General features: G+C 45.8%; 15 protein-coding genes and 1 pseudogene. 2 read left to right on the forward strand and 14 right to left on the reverse strand.

All coding sequences use genetic code 11. From position 1 onward, the window contains the following. Window positions 1-51: 51 nt before the first annotated feature. The 6 genes from argF to argC all read right to left on the reverse strand — a co-directional run bounded on the left by argF (window position 52) and on the right by argC (window position 6,432). A complete protein-coding gene (gene argF / locus J7E78_RS00235) occupies window positions 52-1,017 on the reverse strand; it encodes an ornithine carbamoyltransferase (RefSeq protein WP_215074398.1) in 966 nt (321 codons plus the stop codon). Then, window positions 980-1,114 carry a hypothetical protein gene (locus tag J7E78_RS29635; RefSeq protein WP_285229334.1) on the reverse strand — a complete coding sequence of 45 codons (135 nt, stop codon included), beginning with the start codon at window positions 1,112-1,114 and terminating at the stop codon, window positions 980-982. Before J7E78_RS29635 ends, argF begins: the two co-directional genes overlap by 38 nt. A gap of 102 nt (window positions 1,115-1,216) precedes the next feature. Beyond that, window positions 1,217-2,470 carry an aspartate aminotransferase family protein gene (locus tag J7E78_RS00240; RefSeq protein WP_215074399.1) on the reverse strand — a complete coding sequence of 418 codons (1,254 nt, stop codon included), beginning with the start codon at window positions 2,468-2,470 and terminating at the stop codon, window positions 1,217-1,219. Between the two features lie 368 nt (window positions 2,471-2,838). Beyond that, window positions 2,839-3,621 carry an acetylglutamate kinase gene (gene argB, locus J7E78_RS00245; RefSeq protein WP_215074442.1) on the reverse strand — a complete coding sequence of 261 codons (783 nt, stop codon included), beginning with the start codon at window positions 3,619-3,621 and terminating at the stop codon, window positions 2,839-2,841. Between the two features lie 392 nt (window positions 3,622-4,013). Then, complete coding sequence (gene argJ, locus J7E78_RS00250) at window positions 4,014-5,252, reverse strand: bifunctional glutamate N-acetyltransferase/amino-acid acetyltransferase ArgJ (RefSeq protein ID WP_215074400.1); 1,239 nt, start codon at window positions 5,250-5,252, stop codon at window positions 4,014-4,016. A 130-nt stretch (window positions 5,253-5,382) separates the two neighbouring features. Further along, the gene (gene argC, locus J7E78_RS00255) at window positions 5,383-6,432 is read right to left on the reverse strand and encodes an N-acetyl-gamma-glutamyl-phosphate reductase (protein WP_215074401.1); all 1,050 of its coding nucleotides are present in this window, start codon (window positions 6,430-6,432) and stop codon (window positions 5,383-5,385) included. A 330-nt stretch (window positions 6,433-6,762) separates the two neighbouring features. Here argC and cls point away from each other — a divergent pair, with 330 nt between their 5' ends. Continuing rightward, a complete protein-coding gene (cls, locus tag J7E78_RS00260) occupies window positions 6,763-8,211 on the forward strand; it encodes a cardiolipin synthase (RefSeq protein WP_215074402.1) in 1,449 nt (482 codons plus the stop codon). A 247-nt stretch (window positions 8,212-8,458) separates the two neighbouring features. Here cls and J7E78_RS00265 read toward each other — a convergent pair whose 3' ends face one another. From J7E78_RS00265 to J7E78_RS00295, 7 genes are all read right to left on the reverse strand, one after another. Continuing rightward, complete coding sequence (locus tag J7E78_RS00265; RefSeq protein ID WP_215074403.1) at window positions 8,459-9,367, reverse strand: YitT family protein; 909 nt, start codon at window positions 9,365-9,367, stop codon at window positions 8,459-8,461. A 135-nt stretch (window positions 9,368-9,502) separates the two neighbouring features. Then, window positions 9,503-10,616, reverse strand: a protein-coding gene (prfB, locus tag J7E78_RS00270; protein ID WP_215074404.1) for a peptide chain release factor 2 whose coding sequence is annotated in 2 segments (ribosomal slippage) — window positions 9,503-10,543 and window positions 10,545-10,616 — 1,113 coding nt in all. Because the reading frame shifts where the segments join, the coding sequence is not laid out codon by codon here. 441 nt (window positions 10,617-11,057) lie between these two features. Further along, entirely contained in the window at window positions 11,058-13,562 is a 2,505-nt protein-coding gene (secA, locus tag J7E78_RS00275; RefSeq protein ID WP_215074405.1) for a preprotein translocase subunit SecA, read from the reverse strand. A 980-nt stretch (window positions 13,563-14,542) separates the two neighbouring features. Next, complete coding sequence (hpf, locus tag J7E78_RS00280) at window positions 14,543-15,106, reverse strand: ribosome hibernation-promoting factor, HPF/YfiA family (RefSeq protein ID WP_017691993.1); 564 nt, start codon at window positions 15,104-15,106, stop codon at window positions 14,543-14,545. A gap of 424 nt (window positions 15,107-15,530) precedes the next feature. Then, complete coding sequence (gene ltrA / locus J7E78_RS00285) at window positions 15,531-16,823, reverse strand: group II intron reverse transcriptase/maturase (RefSeq protein WP_215074406.1); 1,293 nt, start codon at window positions 16,821-16,823, stop codon at window positions 15,531-15,533. A gap of 631 nt (window positions 16,824-17,454) precedes the next feature. After that, window positions 17,455-17,652, reverse strand: coding sequence for a cold shock domain-containing protein (locus J7E78_RS00290; RefSeq protein ID WP_024631599.1), 198 nt, complete (start codon window positions 17,650-17,652; stop codon window positions 17,455-17,457). A gap of 181 nt (window positions 17,653-17,833) precedes the next feature. Beyond that, the gene (locus tag J7E78_RS00295) at window positions 17,834-18,937 is read right to left on the reverse strand and encodes a hypothetical protein (RefSeq protein WP_215074407.1); all 1,104 of its coding nucleotides are present in this window, start codon (window positions 18,935-18,937) and stop codon (window positions 17,834-17,836) included. A 219-nt stretch (window positions 18,938-19,156) separates the two neighbouring features. On the opposite strand from J7E78_RS00295, the pseudogene J7E78_RS29205 reads away from it, so the two are divergent. Continuing rightward, window positions 19,157-19,441: pseudogene (locus J7E78_RS29205) on the forward strand (transposase); the annotation flags it as partial. A 183-nt stretch (window positions 19,442-19,624) separates the two neighbouring features. Here the strand turns inward: J7E78_RS29205 and J7E78_RS00300 are convergent. After that, window positions 19,625-20,062 (reverse strand): formyltransferase family protein, encoded by a 438-nt coding sequence (locus J7E78_RS00300; RefSeq protein ID WP_215074408.1) that lies wholly within the window; start codon window positions 20,060-20,062, stop codon window positions 19,625-19,627. Window positions 20,063-20,178: the final 116 nt, after the last annotated feature.

Raw genomic sequence — 20,178 nt, forward strand, 5'->3', positions numbered from 1 at the left:
CTATCATCGCGAAATCTGCACCTAAAATCAACCCATTCAATGAAATAGCAGCTATTCGCTCATTAACGCAGCCATTAATGCTTTCTGTGCATGCAAGCGATTCTCCGCCTGATCAAAGATCAGGGAGTTCGGCCCGTCAATTACACCGGCACTCACTTCTTCGCCGCGGTGTGCTGGCAGACAATGCAAGAACATGTAGTCCGGCTTCGCGCCTTTCATCAGTTCCTCGTCCACTTGATATGCTGCAAATGCCTGCTCCCGAATCTTCTGCTCTTCTTCAAAGCCCATGCTTGCCCATACATCCGTGTACACGATATCTGCATCTTTGGCTGCTTCTTGTGCACTGTAGGTTACAGTCACTTCCGAACCGCTCTCTTGTGCAATGATTCGTGCCTGCTCCACAACTGCGCTATCCGGCTCATAGCCTTCTGGTGTTGCTACAGCAACATGCATACCCATCTTCGCTGCTCCGAGCATAAGGGAGTGTGCCATGTTGTTGCCATCTCCGATGTAGGCTATTTTCAGACCTGCCAGCTTGCCTTTGTGCTCCAGCACTGTTTGGAAGTCTGCCAGTACCTGACAAGGATGTGCCGCATCGCTCAGGCCGTTAATGACCGGAACATCGGCATGCTCTGCCAGTTCAGTTACATTATGGTGTCCAAAGGTACGGATCATGATGCCGTCCAGGTAGCGGGACAATACTTTGGCTGTATCATGTGTCGTTTCCCCACGCCCCAGCTGGATATCATTTTTGCTCAGGAAGAGCGCATGTCCGCCCAATTGGAACATACCTACTTCAAAGGATACACGCGTACGTGTGGATGATTTTTCAAAAATAAGTCCGATCGTTTTACCTTTCAACGGTTGAAAGGGTACACCGCTTTTTTGCTTGCCTTTAATCTCAATCGCAAGATCAAGCAGATAACGAATCTCCTCTGCCGTGTAGTCCGTGAATTCGATAAAATCCCGGCCTCTCAGATCAATCTTCTGAATCTTTTCCGTCTGTTGTGCTGTCATCTATAATGTCCTCCTTATTTCCGGTTCCCTGCACCCGCATGGGCAGAAGAGTGAGCAACGTCGACACTTTGGCTGGGTACTTCTCAAGTTTATTCATCTCCGCCTTCTGCAAGTTCACCGCGCGGCTACAGGGATTCATCATCTCATTCTGCTTCGAGGCCAGTAATGGCCCCGAGACAGAAAGGTTCTCATTTTTATATTAGGCTTTCGCCGCTACGTGCTCTTCGATCAATGTGGCTACAAGGGATACCGCCTCGTCGATCTCTTCTTTGCTCACATACAGGTTCGGAAGCAAACGAATCACATTGGGTCCTGCAGAGACGAACAAAATACCGCGTTTTTGTCCAGCAAGCACAATATCACCTACCGGCTCAGCACATTCAATACCGACGAGCAATCCCATGCCACGTACTTCCTTCACAAAGGAATTGCCTGCCAAGCGATTCCGCAGGGAACTCATCAGGTATTCGCCCATTTCCGCTGCACGCTCTGGCAAACGATCTTCCAGCATCGTTTCGATGGTTGCAATCACAACGGATGAAGCAAGTGGTGTTCCACCAAAGGTGGTCGCATGGCTACCTGGTGTGAACGCATCTCGCAGGAAACCTTTACCCAGCATTGCACCTACAGGGAAACCACTGCCGATACCTTTGGCAACGGTGAACACGTCTGGCTCAATGCCATAATGTTCGTGTGCAAACAGTTTACCTGTACGTCCCATTCCTGTTTGTACTTCATCAACAATTAACAGCAACCCGTGCTCGTCACATAATTTCCGTACATGTTTGACGAATTCCGGCTCAACCGGATATACACCACCCTCGGCCTGAACCATCTCTAGCATAATAGCTGCTGTGTTGGGTCCAATTGCAGCTTCGAGTGCAGGGATATCATGCAAAGGTACGGTGACAAATCCGGCTGGCAATGGTAAAAATCCTTCTTTCACCTTATCCTGTCCGGTTGCTGTCAATGTAGCGAGTGTCCGTCCGTGGAAGGACTGGGCAAAAGTAATTACTTCATAGCGATCTGTGCCTTTCACCTTCTGGTGATAACGACGTGCGACTTTAATAGCTGCTTCGTTCGCTTCGGCACCACTGTTACAGAAGAACACTGCATCAGCGCACGTATTGGCTGTCAGCAATGCCGCTGCCTTCTCCTGGCCCGGAATCTGAAACAGGTTGGACACATGCCACAGCTCATCAATTTGAGCTTTCAGCTTGGCGCCGACTTTCTCCGGTGCATGGCCCAGGCTCGTTACAGCAAGGCCACACATGAAATCGAGATAACGGTTGCCTTGATCATCCCACAACCAGCTGCCTTTACCTTTGACCAGACTGATTGGATAACGCGCATACGTCGGGAAAAGCGAGCTTTCCGTCTGTGCCGCTGCACCTGTTGCTGCTGCGCCCGCTACTGCTGTGCCAGAACCTGGCTGTTCGTTGCCTTTTGCCATGACCATATCACTCCTATTGGTTGGTGCAACGGCAATCATATAAGAGCCCTGACTTACACTAGACCACTCCGATTGCAGGACCATCTTTTGAACGTACGCATACTCCACTTCGATGACAGAACAACCTTTCGATCGCTGTTATCCCCGGATTTTTTTGATTGCCCCTTAAAGGGGGAAATCCGGGGATAAAGGCGCACGCTCCGCTTCTTCAGGTTATTTCTGTCCTCTCCGTTATGCATTTTTATTCTTCAGATTGGTTCTGCACCCTACGATATGTGAGTGTAATATTAGATTTCTTATATTAAAAAGCCGTGCACATATTTTTTTATTTAAATAAGACTATTAAGACCCTAGCGTATCGAGCAATTTTATTGCATACGGATGATTCTAGTTCCGATGATTTCTCCGCCGAGTACACGGCTCAGGATTTGGGGTACGCTGCCGTCTACGATGACGACCTCACGTACTTGGCCATGGATACAAGCGATTGCTGCACGCACTTTGGGAATCATGCCGCCATAGATTTCTCCGGTCTGGATCATGTCCTCAATCTCTTGTACAGATACAGATGGCAATACTTTTTTCTCGCCGCCTACGTTCTTCATGATGCCAGGAACATCTGTCACAACAATCATCCGGCTTACGCCGAGATGAGACGCCACTGCACCCGCAGCTGTATCAGCGTTGATGTTGTAGCGTTGTCCGGTTGCATCCACACCAACTGGTGCGATAACCGGCATATAACCCATGTTCACGATGCCTTGGATAATCTCTGCGTTCACACCAGTAACATCGCCTACCCAACCGATCTCTGCGTGGTTTGTAACAGGTTTAGCCTGAATCAGACCTCCATCGACGCCGGACAAGCCTAGTGCACGACCGCCCACACGTTGAATCAAACGCACGATCTGTTTGTTGATACTGCCCGCAAGCACCATCTCCACTACGTCCAGCACAGGTTCAGTTGTTTTGCGCAGGCCATTAACGAATTCGGTTTCGATACCAAGCTTCGCCAGGTTATCCGAAATCGCAGGACCTCCACCATGCACGATTACCGGCTGCGTGCCCTGAGACTGCAAATCACGCAGATCCGCAAAGAAAGACTCAGGTAATGCTGCGAGCGTACTGCCCCCACATTTCATGACAAACATCTGCTTCTCAGTACCCGCTTCCGTTCCGGTACTATCATTTGGCAATGTTGAATTCAAGTGAGCAACTCCTTTCTTAGTAAAAATCACATTCAATAAAATTCAACACCTTTAAAAGATGACAAAGGCTGCTATTAGTCCATTCCGAATTCGGATTGTTCTTTCGATCGCTGTTGTTTCCAGGTTTTTTTGAATTCCTACTATATGGGGGAAAACCCGGAGACAAAGGCGACCGCTCCGCTTCTTCAGAATCAATTCCGTCTTCTCCATTGCTATCGCTATATATCAAACATTAAAATAACAAGTTTAAATTTCATTGATGATTTTTGAAATATTTCAAACCAGCTTCACAATAGAAGATAGCTGTTTCGCAAACATTTTGTCCCAAAGGCTTATTACGTGCGGTATGCTGCGTTAATTCGGACGTAGTCATACGTCAGGTCACAGCCCCAGGCTGTAGCCGTTCCTTCGCCATGGTGCAGATCTACCACAATGCGAACTGTATCGGTCTGCAAATAAGCCAATGCCAATTCTTCGTCAAACACGACTGGGCGAGACTGGGCGAGTACCGAGATATCTCCCAGTCGGATATCCACGGTATCAGGGTTCACCGGCTGTCCTGCACGCCCTACGGCTGCAATAATCCGTCCCCAGTTGGCGTCAGCGCCAAACATGGCGGATTTCACCAGACTGGAACCTATGACGGTTTTGGCAATTGCTTGCGCGGATTCATCACTTACTGCACCTGTCACTTCTACCTCAACCAGTTTGGTTGCTCCTTCACCATCGCGAGCAATGGCTTTGGCCAGCACTTGGCATACATAGGTGAAGCCGGCTGCAAAAGCGTCCCAATCTGGATGTTCTGTGGTCAGCTCTTCATTGCCTGCATAACCACTGGACATAGCTACCAGCATGTCGTTTGTACTTGTATCTCCATCTACGGTAATCATGTTAAATGTATGATTGGTTGCCTGGCGCAGCAGGCGCTGCAACGCTTCTGCACCAATGACCGCGTCAGAGGTCATGAAAGCGAGCATGGTCGCCATATTCGGATGAATCATACCCGAGCCTTTGGCGGCTCCCGCAATCGTAACCGTCTTACCGTTAACCAGAACGGAGACGCAAGCTTCCTTTTTCACCAAATCCGTTGTCAGAATCGCTTGTGAAAATTGCTCCGCCTCATTCGACTCCTTGCCCATATGCGCTGGAAGTCCGGTGATGCCTGAATGTACAGCATCCATTTTGAGCAATTCCCCAATGACACCTGTGGATGCCACAGCTACGTCCTCTTCTGCAACACCGAACTCACGCGCAGCAGCCGAACGCATCGCATAAGCATCTTCTTCCCCTTGTTGCCCTGTACATGCATTGGCATTACCACTGTTCACGATAACAGCCTGAAGGCGTCCGTTGCTCAAGCTTTCGCGCGTTACTTTAAGTGGTGCCGCCTGAAACACGTTCGTTGTGTATACAGCAGCTGCTGTAGCTGGTACATCACATCGGATCGCTCCGATGTCATTACGAGATGTCTTTTTCAATCCGCAGTGAAGTCCACCAGCAGTGAATCCCCCAGGGGTTACAATTGTTCCGTTCTCAACCACGGTAAAAGTCTGTTGCTCCACATTCGTTCCCATATCATATCCCCCGTATGCGTTCAGCTATATGCCGATGATCCGCCTGCCTAACCTGATCCGTTCTCCCTAAGTGACTCCGAGAAAGCACTTTACACCGAATGTTCCAGCACTCCTCCTGAATTCCAATCCCTTATGGATATACCGGTGTCATGTTCAGCCCGAGGTTCTCCTCCCATCCCATCATCAGGTTCATATTTTGAATCGCTTGCCCGGAAGCACCCTTCACCAGGTTGTCGATGACCGAAATAATCGTCAAACGCCCTGTGCGAGGATCTACCGCAAATCCGATATCACAATAGTTGGATCCGTACACTTCTTTGGTAGAAGGCCAGATGCCCGGTTCACGTACACGTACGAAAGGTCTGTTCTCATAATATTTGCGGTACAAATCTACGATCTCCCGATCGCTGTGTTCCCCAACAAGGTTTGCATACATCGTACTCATGATTCCACGTGTCATTGGCACCAGATGTGTTGTGAAGGTAACCGTAACAGGCGTTCCCGTTATACTGCCAAGCACTTGTTCAATCTCGGGAATATGTTGGTGTTTATTCAGCTTATAGGCTTTGAAATTCTCATTCATCTCTGCATAATGGTTTGTCAGACTTGTTCCGCGTCCTGCTCCAGATACACCTGATTTAGCATCAATAATGATAGTAGAAGGATTAATCCAGCCTGCCTCTACAGCAGGGATCAGTCCAAGAAGTGTAGCCGTTGGATAACAGCCCGGGTTCGATATAAAATTCTGTCCCTTCACTTTTTCACCATACACCTCAGCCATGCCGTATACCGCTTGCTCCAGCAAAGCAGCTGAAGGCGCCGGATGTTTATACCACTCTTCGTACACCGTTCCATCCTTGAGTCTGAAATCGCCAGACAGGTCAATGACCTTAAGCCCTGCTGCCAGCAGGCTTGGTACGAGCTTTGCACTTACGCCGGACGGGGTCGCTGTGAATACCAGATCCGCACGACTCGCAATTTCAGCCGGATCTACACCGTCGAGTGGCCTGTGAATCACGTCCGTCAAATGCGGAAATCCATCTGCGATGGACTCACCACTGCTCGATGATGAGATCACCGATGTGATTTCAACCAGCGGATGGTTCTGGAAAAAACGAATCAGCTCCACCCCGCCGTAGCCGGTGGAACCGACGATTGCTACTTTTAATTTGTTATTCACTCTCGCTCCCCCAATCTCGATGTATGCGCTACTTGTGCTATGTCCTTGCCTGAAGGATACTTGAACACAGCAATTCCGTCGCTTATATGCATATTTGTGTATTATTATACGACTATGGTTATATAAATACAACACTCTATCATCAATTTCACATGGATTTCCATCCAATCCGAACATATCTTTTTTACTATCCGGGACGAATAGGTATACATCTGTTAAAATACGTATTAGTAGGAAACATTACAATCAGGGTCTCATTCATAACTAACCTGCTAATCAAGGACATATGAATAGACTCATGATGGTCATTATGAGACATGGGGGACTATAGTGCATATCGAATCCATTTTACTTATTGTGCTCTTGGGCCTGAATATTATTTTTGCGGCAGCCGTCGTTTTCTTCGAACGGAAGGATGCCAGCGCTTCCTGGGCTTGGCTGCTTGTATTGAACTTTATTCCGGTGTTTGGGTTTGTACTTTATCTTTTAACCGGTCAGAATCTGACCCGATACCGGCTTTTCCAGTGGAAAGAACGTAAGAAGCTTGGGCTCGAGGAACGTATTGAAGCCCAGCTCGCACAGTTGCATGATAATCGTAACCCCTTCCGCAACCAGGCAACCGAGAGTAGCCAGGACATGATCTACATGAACCTGAAGCAGAACGGCGCACTGCTGACAGAGGACAATGCCGTTGAGATCATTACGGACGGAACGGACAAATTCCAGCGTCTCCTGGACGACATCGAAGCGGCTCAGGATCATGTGCACGTACAATACTACATCTATAGAAGCGACCGTCTGGGCAAAAGAATCCGGGATGCACTTATCCGCAAAGCGCGGGAAGGCATCAAAGTCCGTTTACTGTATGACGCACTCGGCTCACGGCGGGTATCCAAACGTTTTTTCAAAGAATTGCGCGAAGCAGGCGGTTTGGTTGAGGTCTTTTTCCCATCCAAATTCAGTCTGATTAACTTGCGTATGAACTACCGGAACCACCGTAAGATTGTCATTATTGATGGTAACCTTGGGTACACGGGTGGATTTAATGTCGGAGATGAGTATCTCGGACTGAACTCGAAATTCGGTTACTGGCGTGACACACATCTGCGTATTCAGGGGAATGCCGTTCATGCGCTGCAGACCCGTTTCCTTCTGGATTGGAATGAAGCGTCCAAGCAACACGACACACCTTACGTTCCGGCGCATTTCCCTCATATCGAGGGCACAGGAAAGATTGCCATGCAGATTGTCTCCAGTGGACCGGATGCAGAGACCGAGCATATCAAGAACAGTTATCTTAAGATGATTAATGGAGCCAAACATTCGATTCTGATTCAAACGCCTTATTTTATCCCGGATGCCAGTGTATTCGAAGCTATTCGTCTCGCGTGTCTGTCCGGCATAGATGTTCGCATTATGATTCCAAATAAACCCGACCATGCCTTCGTATATTGGGCTACGTTATCTTATATTGGTGAGTTGCTGAAGGTTGGCGCCAAAGTATTTATATACGATAATGGCTTCATTCATGCCAAAACACTTATCATTGACAGTTTGGTTGCATCCGTGGGAACCGCCAATATTGACTACCGCAGTTTCCGGTTGAACTTTGAGGTTAATGCTTTTATGTATGATGAAGCGATTGCGACAGCACTTGTACAAACCTTTGAGCACGACCTGCATGTATCGCGGGAAATGACACTCGATGAATACCAAAAACGCAGTCTGATTATCCGCTTCAAAGAAGCCATTTCCCGTCTGTTATCTCCTATTCTGTAGCGGAGGCACTTCAATGACAGAATCGCCTTCCGATCGCTGTTATCTCCTGGATAAAGGCGAACGCTTCGTTTCTTCAGGCTATTCCTGTCCTCTACGTTATCGTGAAGTTTAGTTGAAATTATAGTAATAGTAAAAAACAGGCATATCCTCTCCCGTCATTTTGGAGAAGGATGTACCTGTTTTTTTCTTGTTTTGAACTTCCAAACGTATGAGCCTACACGGCTCAATCGCTATTTCTCACACCCGTTCACACATGTTCTCCCCGCTTAAAACCTTCGCCGAGCACTTCGTGCGCGTTACTGATAATGACAAAAGCTCCCGGGTCCACAGACCGGATCAACGCTTTGAGTCTAGGAACCTCATTTTGCCCAACAACTACCATCAGTACTGTTCGTTGATCGTCGGTGTAACCACCTTTGGCTTCCAGCTTCGTTAATCCGCGATCCAAGTCATCCAGAATCACTTTGCTTATCGCTTCCGTCTGGTTGGAGATAATATACGCCACCTTGGAGAAGCCGAGCCCCATCTCGACGGCATCGATCACTTTACCAGTAACATACAATCCAATTAGCGCATAGAGAGACTGCTCCAATGACAATACAAAAGCAGCCATAATAATAACCGTAGCATCCATGATGACTACACACAATGAGTAACTCAGTCCGCTGTATTTCTGTACGATTCTGGCAAGAATGCTCATGCCCCCTGTTGATCCTCGTCCACGGTATACAATGCCAATCCCCAGACCCACACCAATTCCGCCATATAGTGAACCAAGTAGCGGATTTGTTGTTGGAATGGCCCAATCCTTCGTGAGATAGACTAACAGTGGCAGGACAATACTGCCAAGGACTGAACGGATCCCATACTGTTTACCAATGAGCAGGAAACCCGCGATCAGGAGTGGGATATTAATTGCCCACTGGGTGTATGCGGGCTCCCAATTAAGCCATTCCTTGCCTAGGATTGATAACCCGGACACCCCGCCTGAAGCAATCTGATTGGGTAATAGAAATAAATTAAAGGCCACTGCAATTAAAAACGAGCCTACAATGATAGATACCGTATCTACCACGTTCCTCCATGGGCCATTAAGTGGAATGAGACTAGTTATCCTCTTTTTGCGATTATTATGAAATTGTGATCGTTGTTGCATGTTTATCGTGCTCTCCTTTGTTGTGACCGATCAGTTGTTCGTTCATATTCTCTGTATCCTATAAAATGATTCAAAAAAAAGCTCCCGTATACACCAGCATACGCCTACACGTATGGGTCCATACAGGAACTTATTTTAATCGGTTTCTACTTTAATCTGGCTACGCAAATAAGCATCGATGAATGAATCGAGGTCGCCGTCCATCACTGCTCCTGTGTTTCCAGTCTCTACACTTGTACGGTGATCCTTTACCATACTATAGGGATGGAACACATAGGAGCGAATCTGGCTACCCCATGAAATATCCGACTGATCTCCTCGGATTTCATCCAGCTGTTGTTTTTGTTCTTCAATTTTACGCTCATACAATTTCGAACGGAGCATCGTCATCGCTCGCTCACGGTTCTTGATCTGTGAACGTTCATTCTGACACGTTACAACTACACCTGTCGGAAGGTGAGTAATCCGTACGGCAGAGTCGGTGGTATTGATATGTTGTCCACCCGCGCCACTTGCCCGGTACGTATCGATCTTGAGGTCCTCTGTACGAATGTCCAATTCAATGGTGTCATCAATCTCCGGTACCACATCACAGGATACGAAGGACGTATGTCTACGGCCCGATGAGTCAAAAGGAGAGATCCGCACCAGTCGGTGTACACCCTTCTCGGCTTTCAGATAACCATAAGCGTTATGTCCCTTAATGGACAATGTAACACTCTTGATCCCAGCCTCATCACCTGGCAGATAATCCAGTACCTCAACCTTGAAGCCACGCTTCTCGGACCAACGTGTGTACATCCGAAGCAGCATCTGTCCCCAGTCCTGGGACTCGGTACCACCCGCACCCGGGTGAAGCTCCAGAATCGCGTTCATCTTGTCATATGGTTGATTCAGGAGAAGCTGAAGCTCGAACTCTGCAACCTTATTCACGATCGCGGTAATACTGTTACCAATCTCGGTAGCGAGGTCTTCGTCGCCTTCTTCGTCCGCCAGTTCAATCATCATCACTGCATCATCATAATCCTGCTGGAGTTTGGTGTATTGATCCACAGATCCTTTCACCGCATTTAGCTCGGCGATTACCGATTGCGCCTTGTCGCTATCGTCCCAGAAATCTGGCGCAGACATCTTCACTTCGAAGTTGCCGATCATCTCTTGCTTCAGATCTAAGTCAAAGAGACCCCCTAAGGTTTGTTAGTTTCTTGCCTATTTCACGCAGGTCATGCTTCACGTTTGGATCGATCATGTGTAATTCCTCTTTTCATTAAGATAAGCTCCCCGCATCCAGGACATTCCTCCAGATCAAGTATGCGATGCGTCACCCTGGTGTTGAGACAACTGTTGTATCAGTATATCTCTTCTCCATGATCATGGTCATAATATTATAACTATGCACCATTAACCGGTTTTGCATCCTTCACTTCATCCTATGGAATACCCGGCTGCGAGGAGCCGTTCATGTCATGCTATTTAAGTTGAGCCAGCATTCTTTACACCATATCACTCCGATTGCAGTAGCATCTTCGGATCGCTCTTATCCCCAGATTTTCTTAATCCCCTTACAAAAGGGTAAAATCCGGGGATAAAGGCGAACGCTCCGCTTCTTCAGATTGCTTCTGCACTCTCCGTTATGGTGTAAAATCAAGGTTCAACTTATTACACTATAGTGTATATAAAAACCATCGCTCTACTCTTGACCGTGGCAGTGTTTGAACTTCTTACCACTACCACATGGGCATGGATCGTTACGTCCGATTTGGTCAGAAACCTTCACTGGACGTTTCTCAGCAGGTTCACCGCTTGTCGAGATCTGACTTTCCTCAACAACCGCTTGACGCTCCTGATTGCTCTCGATCTGAGCTCTCATCACATAAGTCGCTACTTCTTCCTGAATCGAAGCGATCATCTGATGGAACATCTCAAAGCCTTCGAACTGGTACTCACGCAGTGGATCTGTACCGCCGTATGCGCGAAGGTGGATACCTTGACGCAATTGATCCATTGCATCAATATGATCCATCCACTTGCTGTCTACTGCACGGAGCACAACCACTTTCTCGAACTCACGAACCATCTCTTCGCCAATTCGCTCTTCACGTGCATTGTACTTGTTCTGTACTTTCGTGAACAGGAACTCGATAATCTCTTCTGCTTCCTTACCCCACAGATCATCTTTTGTTATCGAACCATCGTCCAACAATTTGCTGTTCATGTAATCGGCAACTTCCTGCAACTCCCAGTTTTCCGGAATATCGTCATTACAGTGAGCTTCAACGATACGTTCAATGGAAGGTTTGATCATATCCATAACGATTTGTTTAATATTTTCGGACTCCAGTACCTCACGGCGCTGTTTATATATAATTTCACGTTGTTGGTTCATGACATCATCATATTGGAGAACGACTTTACGCACGTCAAAGTTGTTACCTTCAACACGCTTCTGCGCCGATTCTACTGCACGGGTAATCATCCGGCTCTCAATCGGTTGGTCTTCTTCAAAACCAAGGCGCTCCATCATGTTCAATACATTGTCTGCACCGAAACGTCTCATCAATTCATCACCCAGTGACAGGTAGAATTGTGTTGAACCCGGGTCACCTTGACGTCCTGCACGACCACGCAGCTGATTATCAATCCGGCGTGATTCGTGACGCTCTGTACCGATGATATGAAGGCCGCCTACTTCAGCTACACCTTCACCCAAGATAATATCCGTACCCCGTCCAGCCATGTTGGTTGCAATCGTTACTGCACCCGCTTGACCAGCTCCTGAGATGATCTCTGCTTCTTCCGCATGGTACTTGGCGTTCAGTACCTGGTGTTTGACACCACGGCGCTTCAGCATGTCAGAGAGACGCTCAGAGTTCTCGATGGACACTGTACCTACCAGAATCGGCTGGTTCTTGCTGTGGCGTTCCACGATCTCTTCCACAACCGCATTGAACTTGCCGTCGATGCTCTTGTACACAACATCTGCCATGTCATCCCGTTTGTTTGGACGGTTGGTTGGAATTTGAAGTACTTCGAGACCGTAGATTTTTTTGAACTCTTCTTCCTCGGTTTTCGCTGTCCCTGTCATACCTGCAAGTTTACGGTACATCCGGAAATAGTTCTGGAAGGTAATCGTAGCAAGCGTCATGCTTTCGTTTTGTACTTCAATGCCTTCTTTGGCTTCAATCGCCTGATGCAATCCATCACTGTAACGACGTCCAGACATCAGACGACCTGTGAATTCATCAACGATCATAACTTCCTCATCACTCACCACATAATCCACGTCACGACGCATGATTACGTTGGCTTTCAAGCCCTGTACGATGTGATGGTTAAGTGTAACATTGGCATGATCATACAGGTTCTCGATACCAAATGCTTTCTCTGCCTTGGCAACGCCCGCCTCAGTCAACGCTACGGATTTCACCTTAATGTCTACCGTAAAGTCTTCTTCAGGAACCAGACGCTTCACAAAGCGATCTGCTGCATAGTACATATCCGTCGACTTTTGAGCTTGTCCAGAGATAATGAGTGGCGTACGCGCCTCATCGACCAAGATGGAGTCTACTTCATCAATGATACAGAAGAACAATGGACGTTGTACCATTTGCTCTTTGTATAGCACCATGTTGTCACGCAGATAGTCAAAACCAAATTCATTGTTCGTTCCGTACGTAATATCACATGCATACGCATGTTGTTTCAAAGCATGGTCCATACCGCTCAGGTTAACCCCTACCGTCATGCCCATGAATTCATAGATTTGTCCCATTTCCTGGCTATCCCGCTGTGCCAAATAGTCATTGACCGTCACCACGTGTACACCTTTGGACATCAATGCGTTCAGATATACCGGAAGTGTTCCTACCAGCGTTTTACCTTCACCCGTTTTCATCTCGGAAATACGGCCTTCATGCAGAGCGATCCCGCCCAGCATCTGTACATCGTAGTGACGTTTGCCCAGTACACGGCGTGAAGCCTCACGTACGGTTGCAAATGCCTCTGGAAGAAGCTCATCTGTCGTTTCGCCCTTTTCAATACGAGCACGGTATTCGTCAGTTTTACCTTTCAGTTGTTCATCAGACAACGCCTGAAATTGTGGTTCCAGTTTATTGATCACATCGACCGTCTTCATCAGACGTTTAACATCACGTTCGTTCATGTCGCCGAAGATCTTTTTGACAAGTCCTAACATGGTATACCCCTTTCGTGCAAAACAGAATAGACCCCCTGTTGCCGCCACGCGACACCATCGGATGGATGTTGCATCCACTTGCCCGGGGGTGACAAACAATATGATTTGAGCTTAATGAAGGTTACACTTCATCAACTCAGTTGCCAGAATGTCCTTTCGATCGCTGTTATCCCCTGATTTCTTTTAAACTCTCTTCTCAGAGGGGGAAATCCGGGGATAAAGGCGAACGCTTCGCTTCTACAGATCATTTCCGCCCTCTTCGTCATCCGTGTAAAAATCAAATTCAAATCATATGCTAATAAGTAATATGATGAATCAACTCCAGGCTTGCCAAGGGTTCTCATGAAGCTGATTCGGTATTCAAACGGATTCGGTTATTAAAAAGTAGCCGAAGCCCGAGCCTTGCGAATCATGTTCATGGTGCTGTGCCTGTCATTGATTATGATTAGCGATCATTCGTTGACAATTCCTCATCAGGACAATGATTCTCTTTGCATAAATTGTAACAGTTTGTAAGAGCCGCCGCAACACGCCACGGCACACTTCTTTGAACTTCTGAGACATATCAAATGGAGTTTAAGTGCAAAAAATCATAGTCGTTAGCGGAAGCGTTCGATTGTCGTGTTTCGTTTTGCAGGATAGACAGCCCTGCCAACGAATTTTGATGGTAAATTTGGATAGAAATCTCAAGATCCAGTTCTAAAATGTAGGCGTACAAATATTTTGTAAGTATCGGAATCTGGCAGTAAACTTTTACAGTTTGTGCTTCTTCTTACTATCTATTAGACGCAGCAGCATAGGGAATAGTTTCACCATTTTATTTCCAAAGGTCATTTCCCAGCTCCTCTACGCACAAAAGAGCCCCATCCCCTAAGGGATGGAAGCTCTTGTTAAGTCTAATCCAGGAAACGACAGTTCCTGTGTTCATTATTATTAGATATTCAAACGCAAATCCGATCCGATGATCCTGTACGTTAAGATTAACCTTGTTCGATCAATCCGTACTTACCATCGTTCCGTTTGTAAACAACACTCACTTCTTCACTGTCGATGTTAGAGAATACGAAGAAATTGTGTCCAACCATGTTCATTTGGAGGATAGCCTCTTCCACGTCCATTGGTTTCAACATAAAGCGTTTCGTCCGTACAACTTCAAAATCATCGTCATCCGTGTCCGCATCCAGTTCAGCTGTAGCTACAGTACCCGTTGGATCTTCAACGAAGAGTGTCTTCAGGCTGCCTTCCTGGCGGAACTTACGGTTAATTTTTGTTTTGTGTTTGCGAATCTGACGTTCCAGCTTGTCCACCACAGAGTCAATGGATGCGTACATATCGTCGCTCTCATCCTCAGCGCGGAGCACAATGCCTTTCAAAGGGATCGTCACCTCTACCGTATGCAAACCTCTCGTCGTGCTCAATGTAACAGCACCGTCAGAGTTAAGGGGTGCATCGAAATACTTCTCGAGTCTACTCAACTTTTTGTCGACATAATCCTTCAAAGCATCAGTAACCTCGATTTGTTGACCTCGAATACTTAAATTCATAGGGCACTCCTCCTTTTTCCTTTGCCACTTCATTATAACACGAATGTAAGCGCCATGTAAAAACTCCCGGTGACCGAATAATGACATCTGTTCAAGCCACATCTGTCAACGTAGGCATAACGCCATATTTCGCGATATTTCATCATATTCAGCCATAATCGAATATTTACTTGGTATCAATTATTTGGCGCTTGATGATGTATTTAACCGTTTTTGAGCTTGCTCAATCTAATATGTAAAATGAACTTCAATCTATCTCTTGAATCTATTAAATTCAATAGAAAAATGTTCCTCGGATGATTCTCAAATCTCTTATCTATTCTAGAGTAAAAGGCTGGGCAAAACCCAGCCTCTCCTCATCAAACCGTACGTGAGGTTTTCCCTCATACGGCTTTCCGATGTTTGTCATTCATGGGCATGCAGATTACAATAGCGTTTTTAATCCATATTGCCTGGCGATATATTTCACCTCGATCTGTGAGCCCATCCATCTTCTGCGTTGTCTCTTCTTTGCATACCACCGGGTTAATCGCTCTAAAATGTACCAGTCCAGCTTCGCTAATTTCTTTTGGCTGTAGTTCGTGTAATAGTAGTTCCTCCATCCCTGAATCTTCGGATTGAGCCACGCTACCTGCTCCACGAACGTTTTTGCACGCATATGTGGCGGGGCCAATCGTTCTTTAACCACCCCTCGTATACGCTCTTCTGCCTTTTTCGTTAGCCACTGCTGCGTCGTATAGTACACTTTGCCTTGAGACGTTTCTGCTTTCGTTCTCCGGTGATGCATGCCTAGAAAATCGAATCCTTCTTCCCCTGTCCACAGGCCTACGATTCGGGTTTTGGTTGGGTGTATCGTCAACTCCAGACGTTCCATGATTTGGCGTATCAGTTCGTACGCATGCTCGGCGTCCTTTTTCGTTTTACAGACCACTACAAAATCGTCCGCATATCTCGTGAGTTCCCCGATGCCACTCCCGTACTTCTCCCACAATCGGTCGAAGTAATTCAGATAGATATTCGCCAGAAGTGGTGAAATGACCCCTCCTTGCGGTGTCCCTAAATCCGAACGCCTCACCGTTCCTTCTTCCATGACTCCCGCGCTTAACCATTTTCGGATCAGCTTCGGGAGCCGCCTGTCATTGACCCGCATCTGCACGAGTTTCATCAGCTTCTCTTGATTAATGTTGTCAAAGTAGCCTTGGATATCCACGTCGATGACCCAATTCCCTTTGCGGTTACAGGCTTTTCGGACTCGCTCTAGCGCTCCTTTGGCACTTCGTTTCGGGCGAAAGCCAAAGGAAGCATCCTTAAAATCGGCTTCAAAGATGGGTTCGATCACCAGTTTGGTTGCCATTTGTATGACTCGGTCACGTACGCTCGGAATGCCGAGTGGTCTTGGCTTCCCGTCTTTCTTCGGGATGTAGTGCCGCCGTACGGGCTGCGGATGGTAGTTACCTTCTTTCAGGTCTTGCTCGCAGTCCTTGAGGAAGTTCATTTCTCCTTGTTCCTCCACATCTGCCAGCGTCATGGCATCTACACCTGCCGCTCCCTCGTTCGCTTTCACTCGTCTCCAAGCTTCGCACAAGACATCCCACCGGTAGACTTTGTCGTACAAGGCATGGAATTTACGCTTGCTGTTCTCCTTGGCCGCATGACCTAGCTTTTCTTGGAGTTGTTGAACTTTTTCCTTTGGTGTTGTTAGCCGATTGGCATTCACTCACTCGTACCTCCTCCAAAAGCATAAACAAAGCAGGGCTCCTTCCCTCCCCAAAGTTATGTTGTCCTTGGGTTCTTCGGTACTATGAGCCCCTCGGACTCCCTTCCCACAGACGGCTCACTTCGTCTTTTGGACTTATAGAGTGCCTCTTTACGAATTCCTAAAAAAAAAAATCCGTGTGGGGGAGGGTCTCCCCAGTTCACTGCATAATCTTTCAAGCCATGCCGTTCCCTATACGCCGGAGGGTTCTTCACTGTTGTTCCAAGTTCTCTACAGCTTCCTTGGCCTTCGTCTATGTTTCCGAGACTCGGCACCCTCTTTTCCCCCTTGCAGGGCCTTTTTGACGACGCGGCAGGATTCACTTGATGTTGCGGCCTGGCTTGTTGCTCGCCCTGTCTCTGACAGGTACTTTTGTCGATGCGCTTTTACACACAGATTTCGCCATATGCAAGCATCCTAGCTACCAAGGTGGCTTGGCCCCTCCTTGAGTTGGACTTTCACCAACGAGATCATGCGTGCCTCTGGGCACGCGAAACAAAAAAAGACCCCGGAAAGTACCGGAGTCTGATGCTAGCGATAATTCAATTTGGTAACCATCTAACCATATATGTAGGTCGGATTGTCCGGATGATTATAATTTGATTACGTTAGCTGCTTGCGGTCCACGCGCGCCTTCGACGATGTCGAATTCTACGGATTGACCTTCTTCCAAAGTTTTGAATCCTTCGGATTGAATTGCGGAGAAATGTACGAATACGTCGCCGCCATCTTCAGTCTCAATGAAACCGTAACCTTTTTCTGCGTTGAACCATTTTACTTTACCTTGCATGCACTAACATTCCCTTCGTCATCAAATGAAGTGAAGCTTTCGGCCTTAACCTCTGCCCACAATTCAGATAATACCATCCAAAGTTATCCATTGTCAATTGGAAAAGTAAATGTTTTCTTGGAATTTTTTGTAGATTAATTGGGGATAGTGATGAATGGTGGGGTATTGTTAATATATCAGGTTATTTGTAATATACTGCCGTAGGAAATGGTTCTAATCCTTTGGCATACCAATAGTTTAAACTACTCGCAAAATCTATGACCTTCTTTTTGTCCAAATCGTACACCAAGAGATCTGGATCACCCGCCATATCAATTTCGTCTAATCTTCGAGGTGTCTTTCTACCCGATACATCATCAAAAGTACTCCAGCTTCCCACACCAGAAACAAATTCAGACCGGAAGGAAGTAAATAATGTCTCTTTATCTAGAACAATAAAAACAGCATTGTCTGAATTCACATATTGAGATGTATATTTAAATGGGATAGTCACACTTTTAATTTTCACGTCCGATATATCATGATTCAACGATGAATGTGCGCCACTATTACTAAAAGTATATGTTCTATACCAATTAAGATGAGCATTTATATTGGAAACAGAAGACGTGTTCCCAACCTTTAATCCATTGACAGTGATATCTCCGTTGGGATACTCCATAACAGCCGATATCAGATTTTCAGAATACGAAGTGAGCTTCGCTGTTTTGGCTGGATTATTGGGGTCAGGAATGACTGAGGGATTAGCCATATTAGCATGAATACTATAACTATCACCTAAAGTACCTGTAGATGTTACACGAAGCCCCCAATCCCCTGCTCCCAAATCTGTTGCAAATTTAATCTCACCTGCTTTTCCTCCAAATGGAGTCGGCGTTGCTGTTCCAGTACTCCAATCAATTGAATACAGATCAACTCTATAATTAGAGTTAGTAGATCTAATTTGAGTTAGTATACTACGATTCGAAGGGACACTAAAAAACCAAAAGTCTGATGGATCTGCTGCAGTTAAACTGTCATTAAAGCTCATTAGATCACCAGTAACATTAAAATTCGACATAATTGAAAACTCAGGTCGACTAACTTGGATAGTCTTTCCTCTAATCAATCCTTGTGTTGAAGTTGAATCTGTTAAAACTGACTTTTCAAAATTCGTTGGCAGTTCAATTTGGACTTTTTCTACAGATCCTTCCTTATTCTCAGCTAGTACAGTACTGCTAACTAATCCACTCAGTAAACTAATACTTAATAAACAACTTGCTGTCATCAATCGTATTCTTCTCATCGTTCTACCTCTCTTCTTTTTTTCCTTATAAGTACCAGAGAAAACACTAGTTAGGTAAATTATAAAGGTATATATAATATATTATGTATTTATATTGAATTTCCTTCCTTAATGTGTAATTAGTTATGATAGCGTAAATTATATTGTGTAAATAGAAAAGGGAAGACCTTTTCTAATAAGAATTGAGTTACCACACAACAATTCAGAGAGGTCTTCCATATGAATCATTTTACAACGGATTTAGTTCAGCTCTAGTAACATACCAGGAGTATTTCAGCCATTTAGAGTCTATCATGAATCATCTGCTCGAAACCGCGCTTACGGCATTTCTAGATTATGAAAAATATGACCGTGCTGGCGTGAATTCAGCAGCTCTCGTAACGGATCGTACACCCGTACGTTTTATACCGAGTATGGCGACTTGCAGCCCACTATGCCCTAGGATCCTCCATCATTCACCTGTTTCAAAAGGGCGTCACCCTGACGGAAATCGCTGACCTTATCTAGAAAATGTATGGTCATCACTATACACCTGAAGCGGGAAGAGTAACGCCAATCTACAAGAAAAGGTTATTATATCTACACAAAAATCTTGACGCTTCCTTAAGGCTTCATTAGAGGGATTGGTATAACCTTATTCTTTAAAAGTAATATTATGATTTAAAATACTATTAAGATAAAAATATATTACAGAATAAATGGATTTAAAAATTGGTGACTGTCTCTATTCTCTATTTTCCCCTTTAGATTTGTTAGATCAGGTAGATTTTCTAAATATTTTTTTGCGATTTCATCATTAAAATCAACATTTCGAGTATATCTGATTTCTAACTCCCTATTTTGTTTAACAGCAACAAATTTTTCAATTAAGCCATTGCTAATATAAGTTACCAATGATTTATGGGCACTTTTAACAGCATTCATCCCTAGGATAAATGGATCAATTGCCTCTAGCTTAGGAAACGCATGAAATAGCATGTCGCCTGAATCTAGTCCTTTACTTAACATATGAATGGTTGCTCCCACTAACTGAGGGTTTCCGTCATACATAGCCCAAAAGTTACAAGAATTCCCTCTATAATATGGTGATACTCCCATATGAATATTAATTGCCTTGTTTTTCACCAAGAATTCACACAAAGGCCCTTTTATATAACTGGCACCAAAAATTATATAATAATCTGAGTTAAGCGCTGGAGAGAGGGTATTTAAATCAACTTTATTAAGATCACCCAGTTTGA

The organism is Paenibacillus polymyxa (genome assembly GCF_018614975.1).
Classification (GTDB): domain Bacteria; phylum Bacillota; class Bacilli; order Paenibacillales; family Paenibacillaceae; genus Paenibacillus; species Paenibacillus polymyxa_E.

Bases quoted from the DNA above. Each gene is read 5' to 3' on its own strand.
- argF (WP_215074398.1), bottom strand. From the start codon at position 1,017: ATGACAGCACAACAGACGGAAAAGATTCAGAAGATTGATCTGAGAGGC.
- J7E78_RS29635 (WP_285229334.1), bottom strand. From the start codon at position 1,114: ATGAATAAACTTGAGAAGTACCCAGCCAAAGTGTCGACGTTGCTCACT.
- J7E78_RS00240 (WP_215074399.1), bottom strand. From the start codon at position 2,470: ATGGCAAAAGGCAACGAACAGCCAGGTTCTGGCACAGCAGTAGCGGGC.
- argB (WP_215074442.1), bottom strand. From the start codon at position 3,621: ATGTTTGTCATGAAATGTGGGGGCAGTACGCTCGCAGCATTACCTGAG.
- argJ (WP_215074400.1), bottom strand. From the start codon at position 5,252: ATGGGAACGAATGTGGAGCAACAGACTTTTACCGTGGTTGAGAACGGA.
- J7E78_RS00265 (WP_215074403.1), bottom strand. From the start codon at position 9,367: ATGCAACAACGATCACAATTTCATAATAATCGCAAAAAGAGGATAACT.
- secA (WP_215074405.1), bottom strand. From the start codon at position 13,562: ATGTTAGGACTTGTCAAAAAGATCTTCGGCGACATGAACGAACGTGAT.
- hpf (WP_017691993.1), bottom strand. From the start codon at position 15,106: ATGAATTTAAGTATTCGAGGTCAACAAATCGAGGTTACTGATGCTTTG.
- J7E78_RS00290 (WP_024631599.1), bottom strand. From the start codon at position 17,652: ATGCAAGGTAAAGTAAAATGGTTCAACGCAGAAAAAGGTTACGGTTTC.
- J7E78_RS00295 (WP_215074407.1), bottom strand. From the start codon at position 18,937: ATGAGAAGAATACGATTGATGACAGCAAGTTGTTTATTAAGTATTAGT.